The organism is Plantactinospora sp. KBS50 (assembly GCF_002285795.1).
In the GTDB taxonomy this organism is placed as follows: Bacteria; Actinomycetota; Actinomycetes; order Mycobacteriales; family Micromonosporaceae; genus KBS50.
The window spans coordinates 967,411-987,128 of the sequence record NZ_CP022961.1; the positions used below are offsets into that span (position 1 = coordinate 967,411).

Annotated in this window: 16 protein-coding genes and 2 pseudogenes; 9 read left to right on the forward strand and 9 right to left on the reverse strand. The window is 74.3% G+C overall.

Translation table 11 applies throughout. The annotated features are described in order from the left end of the window. Nucleotides 1-12: 12 nt before the first annotated feature. Nucleotides 13-771: a hypothetical protein gene (locus tag CIK06_RS04535; RefSeq protein ID WP_095563761.1), complete on the reverse strand. Its 759-nt coding sequence runs from the start codon at nt 769-771 to the stop codon at nt 13-15. Between the two features lie 177 nt (nt 772-948). After that, a pseudogene (locus CIK06_RS04540) lies at nt 949-1,323 on the reverse strand (WhiB family transcriptional regulator); the annotation flags it as partial. A gap of 438 nt (nt 1,324-1,761) precedes the next feature. Here CIK06_RS04540 and CIK06_RS04545 point away from each other — a divergent pair. Continuing rightward, nucleotides 1,762-2,748, forward strand: a complete 987-nt coding sequence (locus CIK06_RS04545) for a helix-turn-helix transcriptional regulator (RefSeq protein WP_095563762.1) — start codon at nt 1,762-1,764, stop codon at nt 2,746-2,748. Between the two features lie 48 nt (nt 2,749-2,796). On the opposite strand, the gene CIK06_RS04550 is transcribed toward CIK06_RS04545, so the two are convergent. Further along, nucleotides 2,797-3,189, reverse strand: coding sequence for a DUF5319 domain-containing protein (locus CIK06_RS04550; RefSeq protein ID WP_095563763.1), 393 nt, complete (start codon nt 3,187-3,189; stop codon nt 2,797-2,799). Nucleotides 3,190-3,455: 266 nt separating this feature from the next. Between CIK06_RS04550 and guaB the strand changes: the two genes are divergently transcribed. From guaB to CIK06_RS04565, 3 genes are read left to right on the forward strand one after another with little or no spacing between them, the layout of a single operon-like run. Continuing rightward, a complete protein-coding gene (guaB, locus tag CIK06_RS04555; protein ID WP_232534241.1) occupies nt 3,456-4,967 on the forward strand; it encodes an IMP dehydrogenase in 1,512 nt (503 codons plus the stop codon). A 36-nt stretch (nt 4,968-5,003) separates the two neighbouring features. Then, entirely contained in the window at nt 5,004-6,122 is a 1,119-nt protein-coding gene (locus CIK06_RS04560; protein ID WP_095563765.1) for a GuaB3 family IMP dehydrogenase-related protein, read from the forward strand. Nucleotides 6,123-6,127: 5 nt separating this feature from the next. Continuing rightward, complete coding sequence (locus CIK06_RS04565) at nt 6,128-7,591, forward strand: M1 family metallopeptidase (protein WP_095563766.1); 1,464 nt, start codon at nt 6,128-6,130, stop codon at nt 7,589-7,591. 13 nt (nt 7,592-7,604) lie between these two features. On the opposite strand, the gene CIK06_RS29815 is transcribed toward CIK06_RS04565, so the two are convergent. Together CIK06_RS29815 and CIK06_RS04570 are read right to left on the reverse strand one after the other, a co-directional pair. Next, a complete protein-coding gene (locus tag CIK06_RS29815) occupies nt 7,605-7,751 on the reverse strand; it encodes a hypothetical protein (protein WP_198348099.1) in 147 nt (48 codons plus the stop codon). A gap of 66 nt (nt 7,752-7,817) precedes the next feature. Beyond that, nucleotides 7,818-8,963 carry an LCP family protein gene (locus tag CIK06_RS04570; RefSeq protein WP_232534012.1) on the reverse strand — a complete coding sequence of 382 codons (1,146 nt, stop codon included), beginning with the start codon at nt 8,961-8,963 and terminating at the stop codon, nt 7,818-7,820. A gap of 203 nt (nt 8,964-9,166) precedes the next feature. Here CIK06_RS04570 and CIK06_RS04575 point away from each other — a divergent pair, with 203 nt between their 5' ends. Next, a complete protein-coding gene (locus CIK06_RS04575; RefSeq protein ID WP_095563767.1) occupies nt 9,167-10,873 on the forward strand; it encodes an FAD-dependent oxidoreductase in 1,707 nt (568 codons plus the stop codon). Between the two features lie 55 nt (nt 10,874-10,928). Next, nucleotides 10,929-12,482 carry a glutamine-hydrolyzing GMP synthase gene (gene guaA, locus CIK06_RS04580; protein ID WP_095563768.1) on the forward strand — a complete coding sequence of 518 codons (1,554 nt, stop codon included), beginning with the start codon at nt 10,929-10,931 and terminating at the stop codon, nt 12,480-12,482. Nucleotides 12,483-12,498: 16 nt separating this feature from the next. Here guaA and CIK06_RS04585 read toward each other — a convergent pair whose 3' ends face one another. Continuing rightward, nucleotides 12,499-12,798 (reverse strand): PspC domain-containing protein, encoded by a 300-nt coding sequence (locus tag CIK06_RS04585; protein WP_095563769.1) that lies wholly within the window; start codon nt 12,796-12,798, stop codon nt 12,499-12,501. A 145-nt stretch (nt 12,799-12,943) separates the two neighbouring features. On the opposite strand from CIK06_RS04585, the gene CIK06_RS04590 reads away from it, so the two are divergent. The 3 genes from CIK06_RS04590 to CIK06_RS04600 all read left to right on the forward strand — a co-directional run bounded on the left by CIK06_RS04590 (nt 12,944) and on the right by CIK06_RS04600 (nt 16,179). Continuing rightward, nucleotides 12,944-13,891, forward strand: coding sequence for an NUDIX domain-containing protein (locus tag CIK06_RS04590; protein ID WP_095563770.1), 948 nt, complete (start codon nt 12,944-12,946; stop codon nt 13,889-13,891). A gap of 90 nt (nt 13,892-13,981) precedes the next feature. After that, nucleotides 13,982-14,890: an NUDIX hydrolase gene (locus CIK06_RS04595; protein ID WP_095563771.1), complete on the forward strand. Its 909-nt coding sequence runs from the start codon at nt 13,982-13,984 to the stop codon at nt 14,888-14,890. 395 nt (nt 14,891-15,285) lie between these two features. After that, a complete protein-coding gene (locus tag CIK06_RS04600) occupies nt 15,286-16,179 on the forward strand; it encodes a phosphatidylcholine/phosphatidylserine synthase (RefSeq protein WP_232534242.1) in 894 nt (297 codons plus the stop codon). 146 nt (nt 16,180-16,325) lie between these two features. On the opposite strand, the gene CIK06_RS04605 is transcribed toward CIK06_RS04600, so the two are convergent. The 3 genes and pseudogenes from CIK06_RS04605 to CIK06_RS29820 form a co-directional block, all read right to left on the reverse strand. After that, on the reverse strand, nt 16,326-17,579 hold the full coding sequence (locus tag CIK06_RS04605; RefSeq protein WP_095563773.1) for a phosphatidylserine decarboxylase: 1,254 nt from the start codon (nt 17,577-17,579) through the stop codon (nt 16,326-16,328). Nucleotides 17,580-17,718: 139 nt separating this feature from the next. After that, nucleotides 17,719-18,096, reverse strand: coding sequence for a hypothetical protein (locus tag CIK06_RS30580; RefSeq protein WP_232534013.1), 378 nt, complete (start codon nt 18,094-18,096; stop codon nt 17,719-17,721). Continuing rightward, nucleotides 18,093-19,693 (reverse strand): annotated as a pseudogene (locus CIK06_RS29820) (PspC domain-containing protein). Before CIK06_RS29820 ends, CIK06_RS30580 begins: the two are co-directional and overlap by 4 nt. Nucleotides 19,694-19,718 lie beyond the last annotated feature (25 nt).

Here is a 19,718-nt window from a genome sequence, read left to right on the forward strand (position 1 = left end):
CAGCGGCGGTGGTTACCAGGCGGCCGGGAGGTAGGCGACCGACCAGCCGCGGTACGAGCCGTGGTCGAGGTAGCCCGCCACGCCGACCGAGCCGCTGACCGAGGTGCCGACGACCTTGCCCTCGCCCAGGCTGATCGCGACGTGCCCGGTGCCGGAGGAGTTGTGGTACCAGACCAGCGCCCCGCGCGGCGGGATGCCCGAGGTCTTCAGGTAGCCGTGGCTGCTCTCCCAGTCGCCGCCGATCTCGGCGGTGTTCCAGCCGGAGCCACCCCAGCCGTACGCCTGGGCCACGAAGGCCAGGCAGAGGTTCTCGTACGCCGTCGAGTGGTACCGCGCGAACGCCCAGCTGATCGCGCCCTCGGTGGCGCGCGGGTTGGTCTTGCTGGACGGCTCGGCACCGACGTAGGAGCAGCTGTTGACGACCTGGCCGTCGGAGCCGGTGTACACGTAGGCGTCCGAGACCATGCCGCCGTTGCCGAGCATGTCCCACAGCTTGGTGGTGCCGTAGGTGCCGCTGACGGATTCGCCGGTGGTCTGGCAGAGCAGCGTGACGCTGGCGCCGTTGGCGACGGTACGCCACGCCGTACGGCTGGTGGACGGGCCGGAGCGCACGTTGAGCGCGGCCCCCGCGGTGCTGATGGTGCCGGACGCGGAGCTGGCGTACGCCAGGGCGGTCCCCGGGACGGTCGCCACCAGACCCGTGGCGAGCACGGCGGCGACGGCGATCCCGCGCAGGTACCGCGCCGGCGGCACATTCACGTATTCCCACATGTCGCTGAAGCTAGGGGTCGGGTGATCGACCGTCCATGGGGAATTGTCAATAGTTGCCGCCGGCGCGCAAAATCTTGAAAGGAATCTTCGAGCTGGTCAGGCGATCTTGCGCTGGTCCGGTACCGCGCCCCTGCGCTGGTCCGGCACCGCGCCCCTGCGCTGGTCCGGCACCGCGCCCCTGCGCTGGTCCGGTACCGCGCTCTTGTGCGGCCGGCCGAGCCGCGCCTCCAGCCGGGCGACGTCGACCCGGCTGCGCCGGCGGTCGGCCAGGTCCTCCCAGCCGACGGCGAGCAGCCGCAGCCGCTCCGACTCGCTGAACCCGCCCCACACCCCGTACGGCTCGCGGACCGCCAGGGCGTGCGCGGCGCACTCGGCCCGGACCGGGCAACTGGCGCAGACGGCCTTGGCGTTCAGCTCGCGGCGGTTGCGGGACGATCCGCGCTCCCCGTCCGGGTGGAAGAACTGGGCGCTGTCGCGGCCTCGGCAGGCGCCGAGCCGCTGCCATTCCCACAGGTCGACGATGGGTCCGGGCAATCTGCGTACGTTCGACATCAGCCCCCTCCTCCCGCGCGGCGCCGCGTACCGTCCAAAGAGATCAGGTCCGGATCCGGGCGGCGGGCCGCGCAGGCGCTCCGTTTCCGACCTGCCCCTCGCGATACCCCAGGCGCATCCGCCTCACACGTGTCTGATCGGAAAGCCGGCGCATTGCCGGCCGACAACGTGCGGGCCGCGGCGTCCGGTGACCGCCCCGGCACCCGCCGTGGTGACGACACGCCGTGCACGCGATCCCCGTCGGGTGGGCGCGCCGCCCGACCCGCCGTGGTCGTCGGGCCCGATGGTGGGCGTGGCGGGACGGCGCACGCCGGACGGAACAGGCCGCCCAGATCGGCCGATCGGCCGGATCAGGGCAGAAACTTCGCCCGTTCTCGCGCCGAAACTCGTCATGATCACTCGTTGTCGTGTTCTCCTCACTGAGGAAGGAGGCCAGTCGTGCGTACCGTCCTCGTATGCGTCCGGACCCCGCTCGCCGCGCAGAACGTCGCCGCGGCCGCGGCCCGGCTCGGGTTGACCGCCGCGGTCCGGACCGCCGTGTCCGATCCGGAGGTGATGTTGCGGCTCGCCGAGCGGCCGGCCGACGTGATCCTGGCGGACACCGCGCTGACCCGGCCGGACAGCGCCGGCTTCACCCGGCGGGTACTGGCCCGCTCGCCGGGCGCCGCGGTCGTGCTGCTCGGCACGGAGGAACCGGGCGCGGCGGCCGCCGCCGTCGCCGCCGGAGCCCGTGGCCTGGTCTCCGCCGGGGATCATGATCTGGTCGGCGCCGTCGCCCGGGCCATGCTGCTGCTCAGCTCGCCGCACCGGGCCATCCGGCCCGGCGAACTCAACGGTGCGGCCCGGGAGGGCCGCGGCGGCGTACCGGAAGCGTCCCGGGCGCTGCGCGGTGGCCAGCATCCGGACGGACGGGCCGTGCCGGGCGACGGCCCGCTTCCCGGCGGCGGCCCGCTACCGGGCCGCGGCGCGGGATCCGCGGGATCCGGGGCGGGCGGCGCCGATCCGGCGCACCGTCGGCCCGCGGCGCCGGAGGCCGCGCCGCCCGGCGATCCGTCGGGTCCGGCCGTCGTGCCCGTGCAGCGCGCCGAGGACGGCGCGGAGCCGCGCGGTGCGGACGGCGAGCCGGCACCGAACGACCCGCGCGCCAACATCGCCCCGGAGGCGCGCTACGGCGGGACCCGCCGGGGAGAGGCCAACACCAGCCACTCCCGGGGTACGCCGGCCCGCCGGGTGACGCTGACCGAGCGGGAGATGCAGGTGCTGCTGGGGATGGCCGACGGCAAGAGCAACGCGGAGATCGGCCGGGAGCTGTTCGTCTCGGAGGACACCGTCAAGACGCACGCCCGCCGGCTGTTCCGCAAGCTCGGCGCCCGGGACCGGGCACACGCCGTGGCCGCCGGGTTCCGGGCCGGGCTGGTCGCCTGACGGGCCGGTCCGCTGACGGGCCGGTCGCCTGGCGCCGCGGGGCGCCGGCTACTCCTCGTCGGAGTCGCTCAGCGTGTCGTGCACCCCGTCGGCGTAGCCGCGGGCGTACTCCCAGCTGACGTAGTGGTCCGGGTCGGGGTTGTAGGCCGGTTCGTGCACCCGCGGCCGGCCCGAGTCGAGCAGGTGCCGCAGGTTGCCACGCAGCAGGGCCCAGTCGAAGTAGTGCGGCTCGCGGCAGTCCTCGCACTCGATGACCAGGCCGCGGATCCCGGTCGGCCCGAGCAGCGCCTGGTAGATCTCCAGATCGGCGAGGTCCTCCAGCACGTCCTGCCGTTCGACCTCGGACAGCGGGTCGAGGGCGTCGTCCTCGACCGGGTCTTCCAGGCTCGCCGAAGGGTCGGCCGGGTCGCCGGTGAACGGGTCGATGGGCTCGTCGTGCACCCCTCCACCGTAGTCGCATTCACGGCCGCCGCGCTCACCCCATGTCGGGCCGCCGGGCGGCGGGGACGCTCTGGGTACGATGAACCTGACGCGACCTCCGGTCGCCGCGAATCCAGCACGCCCCGGCCACCGGCCGCGCGCCGGCGACGCCCGCGCCGCCGGCCAGCCCCGGCGCGTTGGACTCCCAGTACCTTGTCTCAGCACCGTCGACCAGCTTCAGGGGAAAACTCGTGGAGAACTCAGCGTACGGCGACGACCACCAGGGGATCGGTGGTCAGGTTCCCGAGCTTCCGGCCGGCTCGGCCCGGGTGGTGCCGTTGGGCCTGACCTTCGATGACGTACTGCTACAGCCCGGCGAATCGGACGTCGTGCCCAGTGGGGTCGACACGGCCACGCGGCTGAGTCGCAACGTTCAACTCGCCATTCCGCTGGTGTCCAGCGGAATGGACACGGTGACCGAGGCCCGGATGGCGATCGCCATGGCCCGCCAGGGCGGCATCGGCGTGCTGCACCGCAACCTGTCGGCCGAGGACCAGGCCCTCCAGGCCGACCTGGTCAAGCGCTCCGAGTCCGGCATGATCACCAACCCGATCACCGCGAGCCCGGACGACACGCTGAGCGAGGTCGACAAGCTCTGCGGCCGGTACCGCATCTCCGGGGTCCCGGTGGTGGACGGCGGCGGGCAGCTTGTGGGCATCGTCACCAACCGGGACATGCGGTTCGTCTCCGACCCCGCCACCCCGGTACGCCAGATCATGACCGCCATGCCGCTGGTCACCGCCCGGGTGGGGGTGACCAAGGACGAGGCGCTCGACCTGCTGCGCCGGCACAAGGTGGAGAAGCTGCCGCTGGTCGACGACGCCGGCCGGCTGCGCGGGCTGATCACCGTGAAGGACTTCGCCAAGAGCGAGCAGTACCCGCTGGCCACCAAGGACGAGGCCGGCCGGCTGCGGGTGGCCGCCGCGGTGGGCGTCGGCGACGAGTCCTACAAGCGGGCCCGCGCCCTGGTGGACGCCGGGGTGGACGTGCTGATCGTGGACACCGCGCACGGCCACCAGCGCGCCGTGATCGACATGGTCCGGGCCCTCAAGCGGGACACCGCGGTCGACGTCGTGGGCGGCAACGTGGCGACGTACGCCGGGGCGAAGGCCCTGGTCGAGGCGGGTGTCGACGGGGTCAAGGTCGGGGTCGGGCCGGGGGCCATCTGCACCACCCGGGTGGTGGCCGGGGTCGGCGTGCCGCAGATCACCGCGATCATGGAGGCGGCTCGGGCCTGCCTGCCGGCCGGCGTACCGGTGATCGGCGACGGCGGCATCCAGTACTCGGGCGACATCGCCAAGGCGATGGTGGCCGGCGCCGACACGGTGATGCTGGGCAGCCTGCTCGCCGGCTGCGAGGAGAGCCCCGGCGAGCTGATGTTCATCAACGGCAAGCAGTTCAAGGCGTACCGCGGGATGGGGTCGCTGGGCGCCATGCAGTCCCGTGGCCAGGCCCGGTCGTACTCCAAGGACCGCTACTTCCAGCAGGACGTGACGAGCGACGAGAAGCTGGTCCCGGAGGGCGTCGAGGGACAGGTGCCGTACCGTGGGCCGCTGGCCCGGGTCGCCCACCAGCTCATCGGCGGGTTGCGGCTGGCCATGGGGTACGCCGGCGCGCCGACCGTGGCCGAGCTGCACGAGCGCGGCCAGCTGATCCGGATCACGGCCGCGGGCCTGAAGGAGAGCCACCCGCACGACATCCAGATGACCGTCGAGGCACCCAACTACCACACCCGCTAGCGGGGTGGCCACACCCCTTCGATGAGTGGAGTTCCCATGCGTGACGTGGTCGAGATCGGGCTGGGTAAGACCGCGCAGCGCGGCTATCACCTGGACGACATCGCCATCGTGCCCAGCCGGCGGACCCGGGACGTCGACGACGTGAGCACGGCCTGGCAGCTCGACGCGTACGAGTTCGCCATCCCGTGCCTCGGCCACCCCTCCGACGCCATCATGAGCCCGTCGTCCGCGGCCACCCTGAGCCAGCTCGGTGGGCTGGGGGTACTCAACATCGAAGGGCTGTGGACCCGGTACGAGGATCCGGCGAAGCTCTTCGAGGAGCTGGCCTCGCTCGGCGAGGACAGCCGCAGCACCCGGCGGCTCCAGGAGATCTACGCGGAGCCGATCCGGCCCGAGCTGATCGCCGAGCGGGTCCGCGAGCTGCGGGTCGGCGGCGGCACCGTGGCGGTCCGGGTGTCGCCGCAGCACACCCTGGCGCTGGCGCCGGTGATCCTGGACGCCGGGGTGGACATCCTGGTCATCCAGGGCACCCTGGTCTCCGCCGAGCACGTGTCCACCACCGATGAACCGCTCAACCTCAAGGAGTTCATCGCCGACCTGGACCTGCCGGTGGTGGCCGGCGGCTGCACCGACTACAAGACCGCGCTGCACCTGATGCGCACCGGCGCGGCCGGCGTGATCGTCGGGGTGGGCGGCGACGAGTGGTCCACCACCGAGTCGGTGCTGGGCATCCGGGTGCCGATGGCCACCGCGATCGCCGACGCCGCGGCGGCCCGCCGGGACTACCTGGACGAGACCGGCGGCCGGTACGTGCACCTGATCGCCGACGGTGACCTGCGGACCTCCGGGGACATCGCCAAGGCGCTCGGCTGCGGCGCCGACGCCGTGATGCTGGGCGAGCCGCTGTCGCTGGCCGCCGAGGCACCCGCCGGCGGCGCCTGGTGGCACTCGGCGGCGAGCCACCCGTCGCTGCCGCGCGGCGCCTTCGGGGTGGCGCACGAGCCGGTGGGGGACATGGCCAAGCTGCTGTTCGGGCCGGCGGACCAGCCCGACGGCCGGCTCAACCTGTTCGGCGGGCTGCGCCGGGCGATGGCCAAGTGCGGCTACCGGGACCTCAAGGAGTTCCAGCGGGTCGGGATGGTGCTGGACCGCTGAGCGCCATGCCTTCGCGCTCGGCCCGCGTCCGGGCGGTGGCGGCCGGCCTGGCGCTCGTGGCGACCCTGGCCGGCTGCCCCGACCGCTCGGCCCGGCCGGTCGCCGATCCGGCCGGCCCGAGCGTCGGCCCGGGCGCGGGCACGGCCGCCGCGAGCTTCGCCCCGGGTGCCGCCGGGGTCGGCGACCCCTACTTCCCGTCGTACGGCAACGGCGGGTACGACGTGGCCAACTACCGGCTCGCGGTCCGGTACGACCCGGACAGCAAGCGGCTGAGCGGGACGGCCACGATCACCGCGACGGCCACGGCCGCGCTGTCCCGGTTCAACCTCGACCTGGTGGGGCTGACCGTCGAGTCCGCGACCGTGGACGGGGCGCCGGCGACCACCGCCCGGGACGGCGCGGAACTGACCGTGACCCCGGCCGCCGGCCTGGCCAGGGGCGCCCGGTTCACCGCCCGGATCCGCTACTCCGGCATTCCCCGGCCGGTCCACAGCCCGCAGCTCGGCGACAACGGCTTCCTGTCCACCGCCGACGGCGCGATCGCGCTCGGCGAACCCGAATCGGCCAGCACCTGGTTCCCGGTCAACGATCACCCGCAGGACAAGGCGACGTACGACATCGAGGTGACCGTGCCCGCGGACCTGGTGGCGCTCAGTAACGGCGTACCGGGCGGGACCGTCGCGGCCGGCGCGGGCTGGACCACCTGGCGCTGGTCGGAGCGTTCGCCGATGGCCAGCTACCTGTGCACGCTGGTGATCGGGCGGTACCGCATCGAGCGGTCCGAGCACGGCGGGAAGCCGATGGTGCTCGCCGTGCCGAGCAACCTGCCGAGCAACGGCCCGGCGGCCCGGTCGCTGGCCGCGACCGGCACCATCGTGGACTACCTGACCAGCCAGTTCGGGCCGTACCCGTTCGACTCGTACGGCGGGATCGTGGTGCGCGACAAGCGGATCCGGTACGCGCTGGAAACCCAGTCCCGGCCGGTGTACGGCGAGGTCTTCTTCGACCGCGGGGTCAACGAGGGGGTCATCGCGCATGAGCTGGCGCACCAGTGGTTCGGCGACAGCGTCTCCCTGTCCCGGTGGAGCGACATGTGGTTGAACGAGGGCTTCGCGACGTACGCGGAGTGGCTGTGGGCCGAGCACACCGGCGAGCGGCGCGTGCAGGAGAGCTTCGACACGCAGTACGCCCGGACGCTGTGGTCCAAGCCGGCTCTCGACCCGGGCCGTGCGGACCTGTTCGGGATGGGTGTGTACCAGCGGGGCGCGCTGGTGGTGCACGCGCTGCGGATGACGGTGGGGGACGAGAAGTTCTTCGCGATCCTGCGCGCCTGGACCACCGAGCGGCGGGACGGCAACGGCACCACGGCCGACTTCCAGGCGCTCGCCGAGCGGATCTCCGGACGGCAGCTCGACCGCTTCTTCGCCGACTGGCTGACCGGCACCGCCGCCCCGCCGATCCCGGGTTGAGTGGTCCCGGGGATCACCCCGTGATGGTGTCCCAGGAGTAGGCGAGCAGGGCGCAGGCGGCCCCGAGCAGGGCGAGGCTGACGCCGCGGGTGCCGATGGGCAGGGCCGCGAGGACGAGCAGGATGACCGCGATCACGTAGAGAAATCCCTGAATGGACATTGCCGCTCCTTGATCGTTGGGATGGCCGCGCTGATACCCCATCGGCCGAGGACGCTAAACGCCGGCTCACTTCTTGACCACGAGTTCCGGGTGGTCGGCCAGGAAGCTGTCCACCGTGCCGTCGCGCAGCGCGGCCAGGAACTTGTCGCCCACCGGCTCCAGCTTCTCGCCCCGGTAGGAGCTGCCGCTGCCCACCCCGTGCCCGGGCAGCGAGATCAGGGTGATCGCGTCGCGCGGCAGCGTGGCGAGCGCACCGGCGAAGTCGATGATCCGCTGCCCGCCGTCGACGTACGTGAGCGCGTCGCCGAGCGCCCGGACCACCTGGTCCAGCCGGTCCGGGTCGCTGGCCAGCCCGGCGTCCAGCACCTTGGCGATGATGGCCCGGATCAGTTGCTGCTGGTGCCGCTGCCGGGCGTAGTCGCCGCCGGCGGTGTACCGCTGCCGGGCGTAGTCCAGCGCCTGCCAGCCCACCAGGTGCATCCGGCCGGGCTTGTACACCATCTGCGGGCCGACGTAGTTCGATCCCACCCGGGTACGCATCTTGCCGTCCGGGCGTCGGTGGATGGAGACGACCTTCTGGTCGATGGTCAGGTCGACCCCGCCGACCGCGTCGACCAGCTTGGTCAGGCCGCCGAAGGTGAGCACCGCGCCGGCGTCGAAGTGCGGGATCTTGGTGTACCGGGAGACGGTTTTGGCCAGCAGGTCGTAGCCCTGCCGGACGTCGGGCTGCTTGGAGTTGCCCGGCACCCGGCTGCCGTAGCTCATCGCGTGGGTCAGCTTGGTGCGCTCGCCGGGGAACTTGGCCGCCGGGTACGCCGGGATGTCCACCACCAGGTCGCGGGGCAGCGAGAACAGGTACGCGTGGTCGAGGCCGCTCGGCAGCCACAGCACGAGTACGGCGTCCGAGTGCGGCTCCCAGCCCGGGACGCTGACCCGGGTGTCCACCCCGGCCAGCAGGAAGGTCAGCGGCCCGGTGATCCCGGCACCGGGTCGGGGGGTCGGGCTCTGGGTCGGGGTGGTGGGGGTGACCGGGGTGGGTGCGGCGCTCGGGGTCGCCGCCGCCGGCCGGTCGGGTCCGCAGCCGGCCAGCGCCGGGGCGGTCACCGCGGCCAGCGTGGCCACCAGCAGCGCGGCGCACAGCCCGCGGGCCGGTGCCCGGGTCGGGCGCGGCCGGGCGATCCCGTCGGACCGCCGCCACCAGTTCATCACCATGCGACCACCCTCGATGTCGTTGTCCGTCGTGCGGGCCGGCCGGGCGCCCGGACCGGCCGGTTGCGCGCCGGGCGCGCAACCGCACACCTGGGCTAGACGCACCGGGAAAGCGGAAGGTTGCTCGGATTGACCTCCGGGCCGGGACACCGATTGTGGGAAACTCGCCGGTAGCCAGGAAGCTACTTGTCGGTAATGATGGCGGCATGCGGTACGACGTGCTGGTCATCGGGTCCGGCTTCGGTGGCAGCGTCGCGGCGCTGCGGCTGGCCGAGAAGGGCTACTCGGTGGGCGTCGTCGAGGCCGGCCGGCGGTTCGCCGACGACGAGTTCCCGAAGACCTCCTGGGACGCCCGCCGCTTCCTGTGGGCGCCGGCCCTGGGCTGCTACGGCATCCAGCGGATCACGCTGCTGCGCGCGGCCCGCCGCACGCGCGGCGGGGCCGGCGTGCTGGTGCTCTCCGGCGCCGGCGTGGGCGGTGGCTCGCTGGTCTACGCCAACACCCTCTACGAGCCGCTGGACGCCTTCTACACCGATCCGCAGTGGCGGGACATCACCGACTGGCGTGCCGAACTGGCGCCCCACTACGACCAGGCGAAACGGATGCTGGGCGTGACGACGTACCCGATCGTCACGGCCGCGGACCGGGCGATGCGCACGGTGGCCGAGCGGATGGGGGTGGGCGGTTCCTTCCACCCCACCCCGGTCGGGGTGCACATCGGCCGGCCCGGCGAGACCGTGCCGGACCCGTACTTCGGCGGCGCCGGGCCGAGCCGCACCGGCTGCCTGCACTGCGGCGCCTGCATGACCGGCTGCCGGCACGGTGCCAAGAACACCCTGGTCAAGAACTATCTGTGGCTGGCCGAGCGGCTGGGCGCCCGGATCCACCCGCTCACCACCGTCACCGCGGTGCGGCCGGCCGCCGGCGGCCGGGGATACGCCGTCGAGACCGTCCGCACCGGCGCCCGGCCGCGGCGTCGTCGCACCGTGCTGCACGCCGACCAGGTGGTGTTCGCGGCCGGTGCGCTCGGCACCCAGCGGCTGCTGCACCGGATGCGCGGCACCGGCGCCCTGCCCGGGCTGTCCGCCCGGCTCGGCGCGCTGACCCGGACCAACTCGGAGGCCATCCTGGGCGCCGCCGTCCCCCGCGCGGCGGCCCGGTCCCGGGGCCTCGACCTCACCGCCGGGGTGGCGATCACCAGCAGCTTCCACCCGGACGCCCAGACGCACATCGAGCCGGTCCGGTACGGCCGGGGCTCCAACCTGATGGGTCTGCTCCAGTCGCTGCTGGTGGACGGCGGCCCGCACCGGCTCCGCCGGTGGGTCGGCGAACTGCTCGCCCGGCCCGGGGTGGCGCTGCGGATGCTCTCGGTCCGGGACTGGTCCAGCCGCACCCTCATCGCCCTGGTCATGCAGTCCGCCGACAACTCGCTGCGCACCCACTACCGGCGCGGCTGGCTGGGCCGGCACCGGCTGGTCGCCAGCCAGGGACACGGCGCGGCCAACCCGACCTGGATTCCGGACGGCCACCGGGCGGTCCGGCTGCTCGCCGAGGAGATCGGCGGGATCGCCGGCGGGGCGGTGACCGAGCCGTTCAACATCCCGATGACCGCGCACCTGCTCGGCGGCGCGGCCATCGGCGCCGATCCCGGTACCGGGGTGGTCGACGCGTACCACCGGGTCTTCGGGCATCCGGGGCTGCACGTGCTGGACGGCGCGGCGGTCTCGGCGAACCTCGGGGTCAACCCGTCGCTGACCATCGCCGCCCAGGCCGAACGGGCGGTGTCGTTCTGGCCCAACCGGGGCGAGCCGGACCCGCGGCCGCCGCTCGGCGCCGGGTACCGCCGGCTGGACCCCGTCGCCCCGCGCCGGCCGGCCGTTCCGCCGCGCTCCCCCGGCGCCCTGCGCGGATGAGGAGGAGGACCCCTGTCGAGCGTGGGCACTGATCACCGTCGGTAAGCTTGCCGGCATGAGCACCCCGCGCCCGGTCCTGGTGGTGGACTTCGGAGCCCAGTACGCCCAGTTGATCGCCCGGCGGGTCCGGGAGGCGAGGGTCTACTCGGAGATCGTCCCGCACACGATGCCGGTCGCCGAGATGCTGGCCCGGGATCCGGCGGCGATCATCCTGTCCGGCGGGCCGGCCAGCGTGTACGCCCCGGGCGCCCCGCGGGTCGACCCCGGCATGTTCGACACCGGTGTCCCGGTGTTCGGCATCTGCTACGGCTTCCAGGCGATGGCACAGGCGCTGGGCGGCACGGTGGCGCGGACCGGCAACCGGGAGTACGGCGGCACCCCGCTGCGCACCCGCGCCGACGCCGGCACCCTGCTGCGCGGGCTTCCGGCCGAGTTGCCGGTGTGGATGAGCCACGGCGACAGCGTGACCGGCGCCCCGGAGGGGTTCGTGGTGACCGCCGAGTCGGCGGGCGCCCCGGTGGCCGCCTTCGAGGACCGCGCGGGCCGGCGGGCCGGCGTGCAGTTCCACCCCGAGGTGGGGCACACCGCGCACGGCCAGGAGATGCTGCGCCGGTTCCTGTACGACATCGCCGGGATCGAGCCCACCTGGACCCCGGAGAACATCATCGACGAGCAGGTGGCCCGGATCCGCGAGCAGGTCGGCAGCAAGGAGGTCATCTGCGGGCTGAGCGGCGGCGTGGATTCCGCGGTCGCCGCGGCGCTCGTGCACGAGGCCGTCGGTGACCAGCTCACCTGCGTCTTCGTCGACCACGGGCTGCTGCGGGCCGGCGAGGCCGAGCAGGTCGAGAAGGACTACGTGGCGGCGACCGGCATCAAGCTGCGCGTGGTCGACGCGGCCGACCGGTTCCTCGGCGCGCTGGCCGGGGTGAGCGACCCGGAACTCAAGCGGAAGATCATCGGCCGGGAGTTCATCCGGGTGTTCGAGGCCGCGGCCCGGGACATCGCCGCGCACGGCGACGTCGAGTTCCTGGTCCAGGGCACCCTCTACCCGGACGTGGTGGAGTCCGGCGGCGGCGCCGGCGCCGCCAACATCAAGTCCCACCACAACGTCGGCGGTCTCCCGGACGATCTGCGGTTCGCCCTGGTCGAGCCGCTGCGGACGCTGTTCAAGGACGAGGTACGCACCCTCGGCCTGGCCCTCGGGCTGCCGGAGGCGATGGTCTGGCGGCACCCGTTCCCCGGCCCCGGGCTGGCCATCCGGATCATCGGCGCGGTGGACCGGGAGCGGCTGGCGGTGCTGCGCGCGGCCGACCTGATCGCCCGCGAGGAGCTGACCGCCGCCGGGCTGGACCGGGACGTCTGGCAGTTCCCGGTGGTGCTGCTGGCCGACGTGCGCAGCGTGGGCGTGCAGGGCGACGGGCGCACCTACGGGCATCCCGTGGTGCTGCGGCCGGTGTCCAGTGAGGACGCCATGACCGCCGACTGGTCCCGACTGCCGTACGAGGTGCTCACCCGGATCTCCACCCGGATCACCAACGAGGTGGCGGAGGTCAACCGGGTGGTGCTGGACATCACCAGCAAGCCGCCGGGCACCATCGAGTGGGAGTGACGGCCGTACCGGTGGCTCAGCCGGCGCCCGGCGGGACCGGCGGCCGCTCCGGCGGGGCGTCCGCCGCACGCCACGCGGGGTGCGGCCAGGCGGGGGCGTCCGCCGGCTCCTCGGGCATCAGGAACCACATGATCGGGTACGCGAGCAGCGCGACGCCCGCGGTCAGCAGACCGGCGACCGCGAAGCACACCCGGACCAGCGTCGGGTCGAGGTTGAAGTAGCGGCCGAGGCCGCTGGCCACCCCGGCGACGATGCGGTCCGAGGTGGGCCGGCGGAGCTGCCGGTACGGGGCCTGGGGTGCGGGCGGGTAGGTCATGCCCCAACGGTTGCCCGCGGAATGCCCGGCCGCCTCGGGAAACGCCCGGATCCATACCCTGACCCGGCCCTGAGCGGGGAGACAGGTGTCAGGAATCCGACTGAAATCGTGGCCACCCGGGTGGATCCGGGGAGAATTCAGACCCGTGACCATCGCGCTGGAGCCGCTTCGCAAGATCGCGGCGTACGGAGTCTGCGTCAACGGTGAGGGCAAGATCCTGCTCGTCCGCGCCTCGCCCCGATCCGGCACGCCCGGGGTCTGGTCGTTGCCCGGCGGGGCGGTCGACCACGGGGAGGATCCGCACCACACAGTGGTCCGGGAGACAGCGGCGGAGACCGGCCTGTCGGTAAGCGTCGCCGGCCTGCGGGACGTCCTCGCGGACATGCGGTCGATGCCGCATCGCGGCGTCACCATCCACACCGACCGGCTGCTCTACCGGGTGTCGGTCCGCGGCGGCAGCCTCTGCGACCGGATCGGCCAGCCGACCGACCTGGCCCGCTGGGTGACCCTGGCCGAGGCCGGCGCGATGCCGCTGCGGCCGTTCACCGCGCGGGCGCTGGGCCTGACCCCGGCGCCGATCGACCTCTGCCCGGACGAGGTGCCGGACTTCCCGTCGTTCAACGCCGTGCCCGGACCGGACGGCCTGCACCGGGCGCAGCGGTTCGCCGCCTACGCGGTGGCCACCGACGGCGGGGGACGGATCCTGCTGACCCGGATCGCGGACGGCTACCCCGGTGCGGGTTGCTGGCACCTGCCCGGCGGCGGCACCGACTACGGCGAGCAGCCGGGCCCGGCACTGCTGCGCGAGCTGCTGGAGGAGACCGGCCAGCAGGGCCGGCTCGTCGAGCTGCTGGGGGTGGCCAGCCACCGGGACGCTGCCTCGCTCGGCCCGGAGGGCTACCCGATCGACTGGCACGGGGTGCGGGCGTTCTACCGGGTGGTGATCGACAGCCCGGCACCCCTGACCGTGCGCGACGTGGGCGGCTCCACCTGCGACGCCCGCTGGTTCGGCGCGCCCGAGCTGGCCGCGCTGCCGGTGGACCTGCTCACCGAGGTGACCGCCGAGGCCGTCCGGGTGGCCGGGCTGCGCTGACCCGGGTCGCCGCCCTATCGTCATGATCGGGACAGGGACGGGTCCGCCGGGCATCCGGCGGACCCGCCCGCGGCGCGGACGGGGGAGCACGTGGAACGGCGGCGGCGGATCGGGGCGTACGGGCTGTGCCGTGAGCGCGACGCCGTGCTGCTGGCCCGTGCCGCGGCCGACAGCGACCTGCCCGGCGTATGGCAACTGCCGGGTGGCGGGCTGGAGCACGGCGAGCATCCGGCGGCGGCGCTGTCCCGGACGTTCGCCGAGGAGACCGGCCTCACGGTCGAACCGCTCGATCCGCTCGCGGCCGTCGCGGAGACCAGGTCCGTCCCGGATCTCGCGGTGCACTGGCACCTGGACCGGATCGTCTACCGGGTGCGCCCGACCGGCGGCGTACTGCGGGACGAGCCGGCCGGCAGCACGGACCTGGCGCGCTGGGTCGGCCCGGCGGCGCTGGCCGACCTGCCGCTGATGCCGTTCACCGCCGAGCTTCTCGGCCTGCCGGTACGCGCGCTGCCGGCGACCCGGGTACGCCGGTCCCGCCCGCCGCTGCCCCCGCTGCCACCGCGCCGGGGCCAGCGCTTCGGCGCGTACGGGTTGGTCACCGACCCGCGGGGCCGGGTGCTGCTGACGTTGATCGCGCCGAACTACCCGGGCGGCGGCCACTGGCATCTGCCCGGCGGCGGCACCGACCACGGCGAGCAGCCGGTCACCGGGCTGCTCCGGGAACTTGTGGAGGAGGCGGGGCAGCTCGGTCGGGTCGCCGAGTTGCTGGAGGTGGACTCGGCGCACAACCCGGCGTTGCTGGGGCCGGAGGGCCATCCGGTGGACTGGCACACGGTCCGGGTGATCTATCGGGTCGCCGTGGACGTACCAACGGAGGCGAGGGTGACCGAGGCGGCCGGCGGGTCGACGGCACAGGCCCGGTGGTTCGCCCGGCCGGAACTCGGCGGGCTGCCGCTGACGGCCGCGGCGAGCAGGGCAATCGGGCGCTATGTCGCATAAGGGACCGCAACACTGACTCTCTTGGATGGTACGGCTAGACTGGCAGATCGGGCGCGGCCCAGGGATGTGCCGTAAGGGGTCGAAGACAGATCCTTTGGGTGACTTCGGGAAGTTTCGCGAGGTCTGCGGCGTTCATGGAGAAAGCGCCACTCACAGCTATCGCCATCGTGCCGGGGTTTGTGCGATGGTGTAGGCCCCTCAAATCGGTTACCGGGCAACGCCCGGTGGGACACAGCCGGGCGGTCGCTCGTGGCGGGCGACGGAGTCCGGTGATGGAGGAAAACGTGCCGAGAGCCCCTTGGCGCCGGCGCCGTACGGCCGACAGCCCGCGTCCCGCCGGACGTAGCTGGACGGGTGGCCTACGACGCAGCGGGACACTCGCCCGCCAGGTGCTGATGGTCCGGGTTGGCCGGCGCGGCCAGCAGCCCGGTGGCATGACCGGAGTCGTCCGGTCGGAGCATTACCACAGCGAGGGCCTCCGGATCGCCGGGCGGTACGCCCGCAGCCGGCGCCCCGAACCGGTGCTCGACGAGGTACTGCCGGTCAGCCCGGCCGTCGGGCCGTCGACCCCGGTGGACGCCTCCGGCCCCGGGATGACCATCCCGCTGCTGCCCGGCGAGCGGACCGCGGCCCGCCGGCTCCGGTTCGCCGTGGTCAACGCGTGCACCCTGGCCAGCCTCATGCTCGGCATCACCGCGATCCTGCTGGCGATGCACGGCGAGGTGCGGATCGCCGCCGGATGCCTGATCGCCTGCGTGGCCTTCGACGGCCTGGACGGCGCGCTCGCCCGGCGGCTGGGCGTGGCCAGCCCGTTCGGCGCCCAGATGGACTCGCTCGCCGACATGTGCTCCTTCGGCCTGGCCGCCCCGGTGGTGGTGTACGCCTCGCTGGACGGCACCGTCTCCACCGCGGCGGCGGCCGTGGCCTGCGCCCTCGTCGCGGCCTGCGCGGCGGTGCGGCTGGCCCGGTTCAACGTCTCGCCCAAGGACGGCCGGTTCTTCTGCGGGGTGCCGACCACGATGGCCGCGGCGGTGCTCGCGCTGGCGGTGCTGATCGGCCTGCCGGTCGCCGGCATCGTTCAGGTCGCCGGCGTCGCCGCGCTCGCCTTCACCATGGTGTCCAGCTTCCCGTACGCCAAGCTGGCCCGGCTGATCAAGCTGCCGCCCTGGCTGCTGCTGGTGCCGGTGGTCGGTGCGCTCATCGACATCCGGGTGACCTTCGCCCTGGTGGTGCTGGGCTACCTGGTCAGCGGCCCGCTGCTCTGGCTGCGCCAGCGGCGCGCCGCCTAGCAACCACCCGCCGCCCGGCGACCGTGTCGCTCGTCGCCGCCCTGGCGATTGCGCCGCTCACCGCCCGGCGACGGCGCCGCGGTTGCGGAAGCCGCGAAGGGGCGTCCCCACGGGGGCGCCCCTTCCGTGTGCCGGGCGGCGGTGGATCAGCGCCAGCGGGCGATCACGCTCGAACCACCGATGACCTTGTCCCCCGGACCGACCAGCGGCTCGGCCGCGTCCGCCGGCAGGTAGACATCGGTCCGGGAACCGAACCGGATGAGGCCGAACCGTTCGCCCCGGGCCAGCAGGGCGCCGATCGGTGCGCGCTGCACGATCCGCCGGGCGATCAGGCCGGTGCGCTGGGCCACCACCACCGTGCCCCGGTCGGTGTCCAGCACGGTGTACGCGGCCACGTTGTGCTCGGCGTCCGGCCGCATCGCCGCGGCGAAGCCGCCGTCGGCGACGAAGTAGTCGGCCACCTTGCCGGCCACGGGCGACCGGTTGACGTGCACGTCCAGCACCGAGAGGAAGACCGCGATGCGGAGGAACTCGCCGGCGCCGAACCGCTCGTCCGGTAGCCGCTGAACCGACAGCACCTGCCCGTCGGCCGCCGCGACCACGGCGTCCGGGTCCTCCGGCACGTCCCGCTCCGGGTCCCGGAAGAACGCGGCGACCGCCGGCGCGGCGAGCGCCGGGACCAGCCAGAGCCGCGACTTCGGCCGGCTCAGCCGGGCGAGCGCGGCCAGCCCGAGCGCGATGCCTCCGGCCACCACGCCGTTCGAGTCGATGTGCATGGTCCGGCTCAGCGGCACGCTGGAGGGCCGGTACGCGGGGGCCAGCCGGGCCGCGGTGCCGACCGCGGCCGGCGTGAAGCGCAGCCGGTGAACCCGGACCGGCGGACGGTTGCGCAGCACGAGGTCGGTCCCGACGCCGAACAGCACGGCCTGCCGGTCGAGTTCCGCCGCCGCACCGGCGGTACCGCCCGGACGGGCCGGCACCGCGGCGGTGAACACCGCCCCCTCGGCCAGGTACTTCACCAGCCCGTCGAGCGCACCGCGGGTGTCCTCCGCAGTGCCCGTGTACGGCTGGGCCGCCACCACCACGTCGGCCGGCTCGGCCTCGGACAGCGAGTCGAGCACCCGCACCCGCTCGGCGACGAACTGGCCCTGGGCGGTGACGTGCGCGCGCAGGTCGGCGGCGTCGGCCGGGCCGGCCGGCACGAGGGTGAGCGAGTCGCCCGGGAGCAACCCGTCGAGCGCCGCGGCCAGTACCGCGGAGTCCGCCGACACCCCTACCACCAGGCCGGTCTTCGGGCCCTGGTGCCGGGCGAACTCGGCGGTGAGGCTGCGGGCGGCGCGTTCGCCGATGAGCGCCGCGCCGGACGTACCGGGACCGGGCACGGCGGGGGACTGGGCCATGACGGGTGAACTCCTTGTCGGCGTGCGGGCCGGGGACGGCCGGGTGAGCGGCTCGTGAGCGGCGTGTCGGACCGCCCGGTGGGCGGGAAACCGTCCCGGTCAGCATAGGCGGAGTGGGATGTGCGCCACAGCGACCGCGTCAGGCCGGATCGTCGCCGTCCGCCGGAGCCGGCCGGCCGGTGTAATCGCCGGGGTAGGCGCCGGGCGCGCCGCTGGTCGGGCTGGCGCTGGTCGGGGCGGCGCTGGTCGGGGCGGCGCTGGTCGGGGCGGCGCTGCTCGGGGCGGCGCTGCTCGGGGCGGCGCCGGCCGCGCCCTCCGGCGCTGCGGCCGGCGTGCCGCCGGAGCGCAGCGCACCCACCAGGCCCAGCATCCCGAGCAGGATGAGCCCACCGGCGACGAACCAGCCGAGGGCCGGTACGACCAGGTCCAGGAGCTGGGCGACCAGCCACCAGCCGGCGATGGCCAGGAAGAGAATGGCGAAGATCAGCGAGACCTGATCGGTCCGGTGGGCCTTCATCGGAGCACCTCCACGTTCCCCGCGTCCACGCGCAGATCCAGCGCGAGCCGGCCGCCGCCGGCACCGTCCTCACCCAGGTCGCTCACCGACCGGGTGCCCTGGTTGACGCCGCTCCACCGGGTGCCGAAGACCTCCGCGTCACCGGCGTTGAGGGCGACGGTCGTGGTCACGTCCACGTTCGGCGGCACGATGACCCGCAGCGTGCCGAGCCGCACCCGGACCGCGACCGAGGCGTCCCGGCCGGTGAAGTCGATCTGCCGCAGGTCCAGGCTGGAGTCGCCGAAGCTGTTCTCGTACCGGTCGGCCAGTTGCTCGTAGCTGGCCGGGTGCCAGTCCACCCGACCGTCCGGGCCGTCGCCCACGGACGACTCGGCCAGCGTCGAGATGCCCAGGGCCGCCGTGGCGGCCAGGCCGAGGGCGATCAGCCAGCGCGCCCGGCCGAACCAGGCACCGACGAGCAGCCCGAGCCCGACCGTGGCCAGCGCGGCGGCGAAGTACCCCGAGGTGGTGACCGTGACCGCGTTGGTGAGGTCGAGCACCGTCACGACGCCGATGGCCACGAAGATCATCGAGAAGGTGGCGGCGCCGAGCGGCGACCGTTCCCGGGGCGGCTTCGGCGGCCGGGGTGGTGCGGGCGGCGCGGGTGGTGGCGTCACGGGCGGGCCGGCGTACGGGCCGCGCGGCGCGAACGCGGGACGGTATCCGCGGTCCAGGGTGGGACCGAGTGGGCTGGCCGCCGGGAAGGGTCCGCTCGGCGGGGCGGGTGGCCCGTACCCGGCCGCGCCCGCCGGCACCGGCCCGCCCGAGCCCGGGTCCCCGGCGGCCTGCTGCGGGCTCGCGCCGCCGGCCGGCTGGGACCAGCCGGGCTGCCCCCAGCCGGCCGGCGCGGTGCTGGCTGCTCCGGCGCCGGCCGGGCCGGGCCAGCCGGCCGCCGCCGGCTGGCCCGCCGCCGGCTGGCCGGGTCCCCCTGATCCGGCCAGCCGGCACCGGGTGGCCCGGCCGGCGGCACCGGCGGCGGCCCGCCGGCCCGGTCCGGCCGGCCGTTGCCGGTGCGGTTCAGCAGCAGCGCCCCCCCGATGACGATCGCCGTGCCGAGCAGCACCGCCCGGAACTTGTCCGTCACGATCAGCCCGAACAGCACCGTGGTCAGCACGCCGAGCACGATCACGGTGATCGGCGACATGCTGGATCTGCCCCGGCCGAGCATCGCCTCCAGCGGGGAGGCGGTGTCGCCCTCCGCCGGGATGATCAACCAGGCGGCCAGGTACACCAGGATCCCGATGCCGCCGAAGAAGCCCAGCACGGCCAGGAGCACCCGCCACAGCACCGGGTCGGTGGCGGTGGCCCGGCCGATCGCGGCGCACACGCCGGCGAGGTAGCGCCCCTGCTGGGGACGGACCAGGCCGTACCGGGAGGTGAAGCTGGCGCCGCCGGGCGGCGGTCCGGACGGTTGGCCCGGCGGTACCCAGCCCGGACCGCCCGGTGGCGGCTCCCCGCCGCCGGCGGCCGTCGCCCCGGCGGCGGGCGGCGGGGTGTCCTCGGCCGGTCCGGTGGGCTTACCGAGGTCGTGGGTCGGCTCGGCGGGGTGCTCGGTCATGTCTCGATCCTGGCGCCTGGGCCGG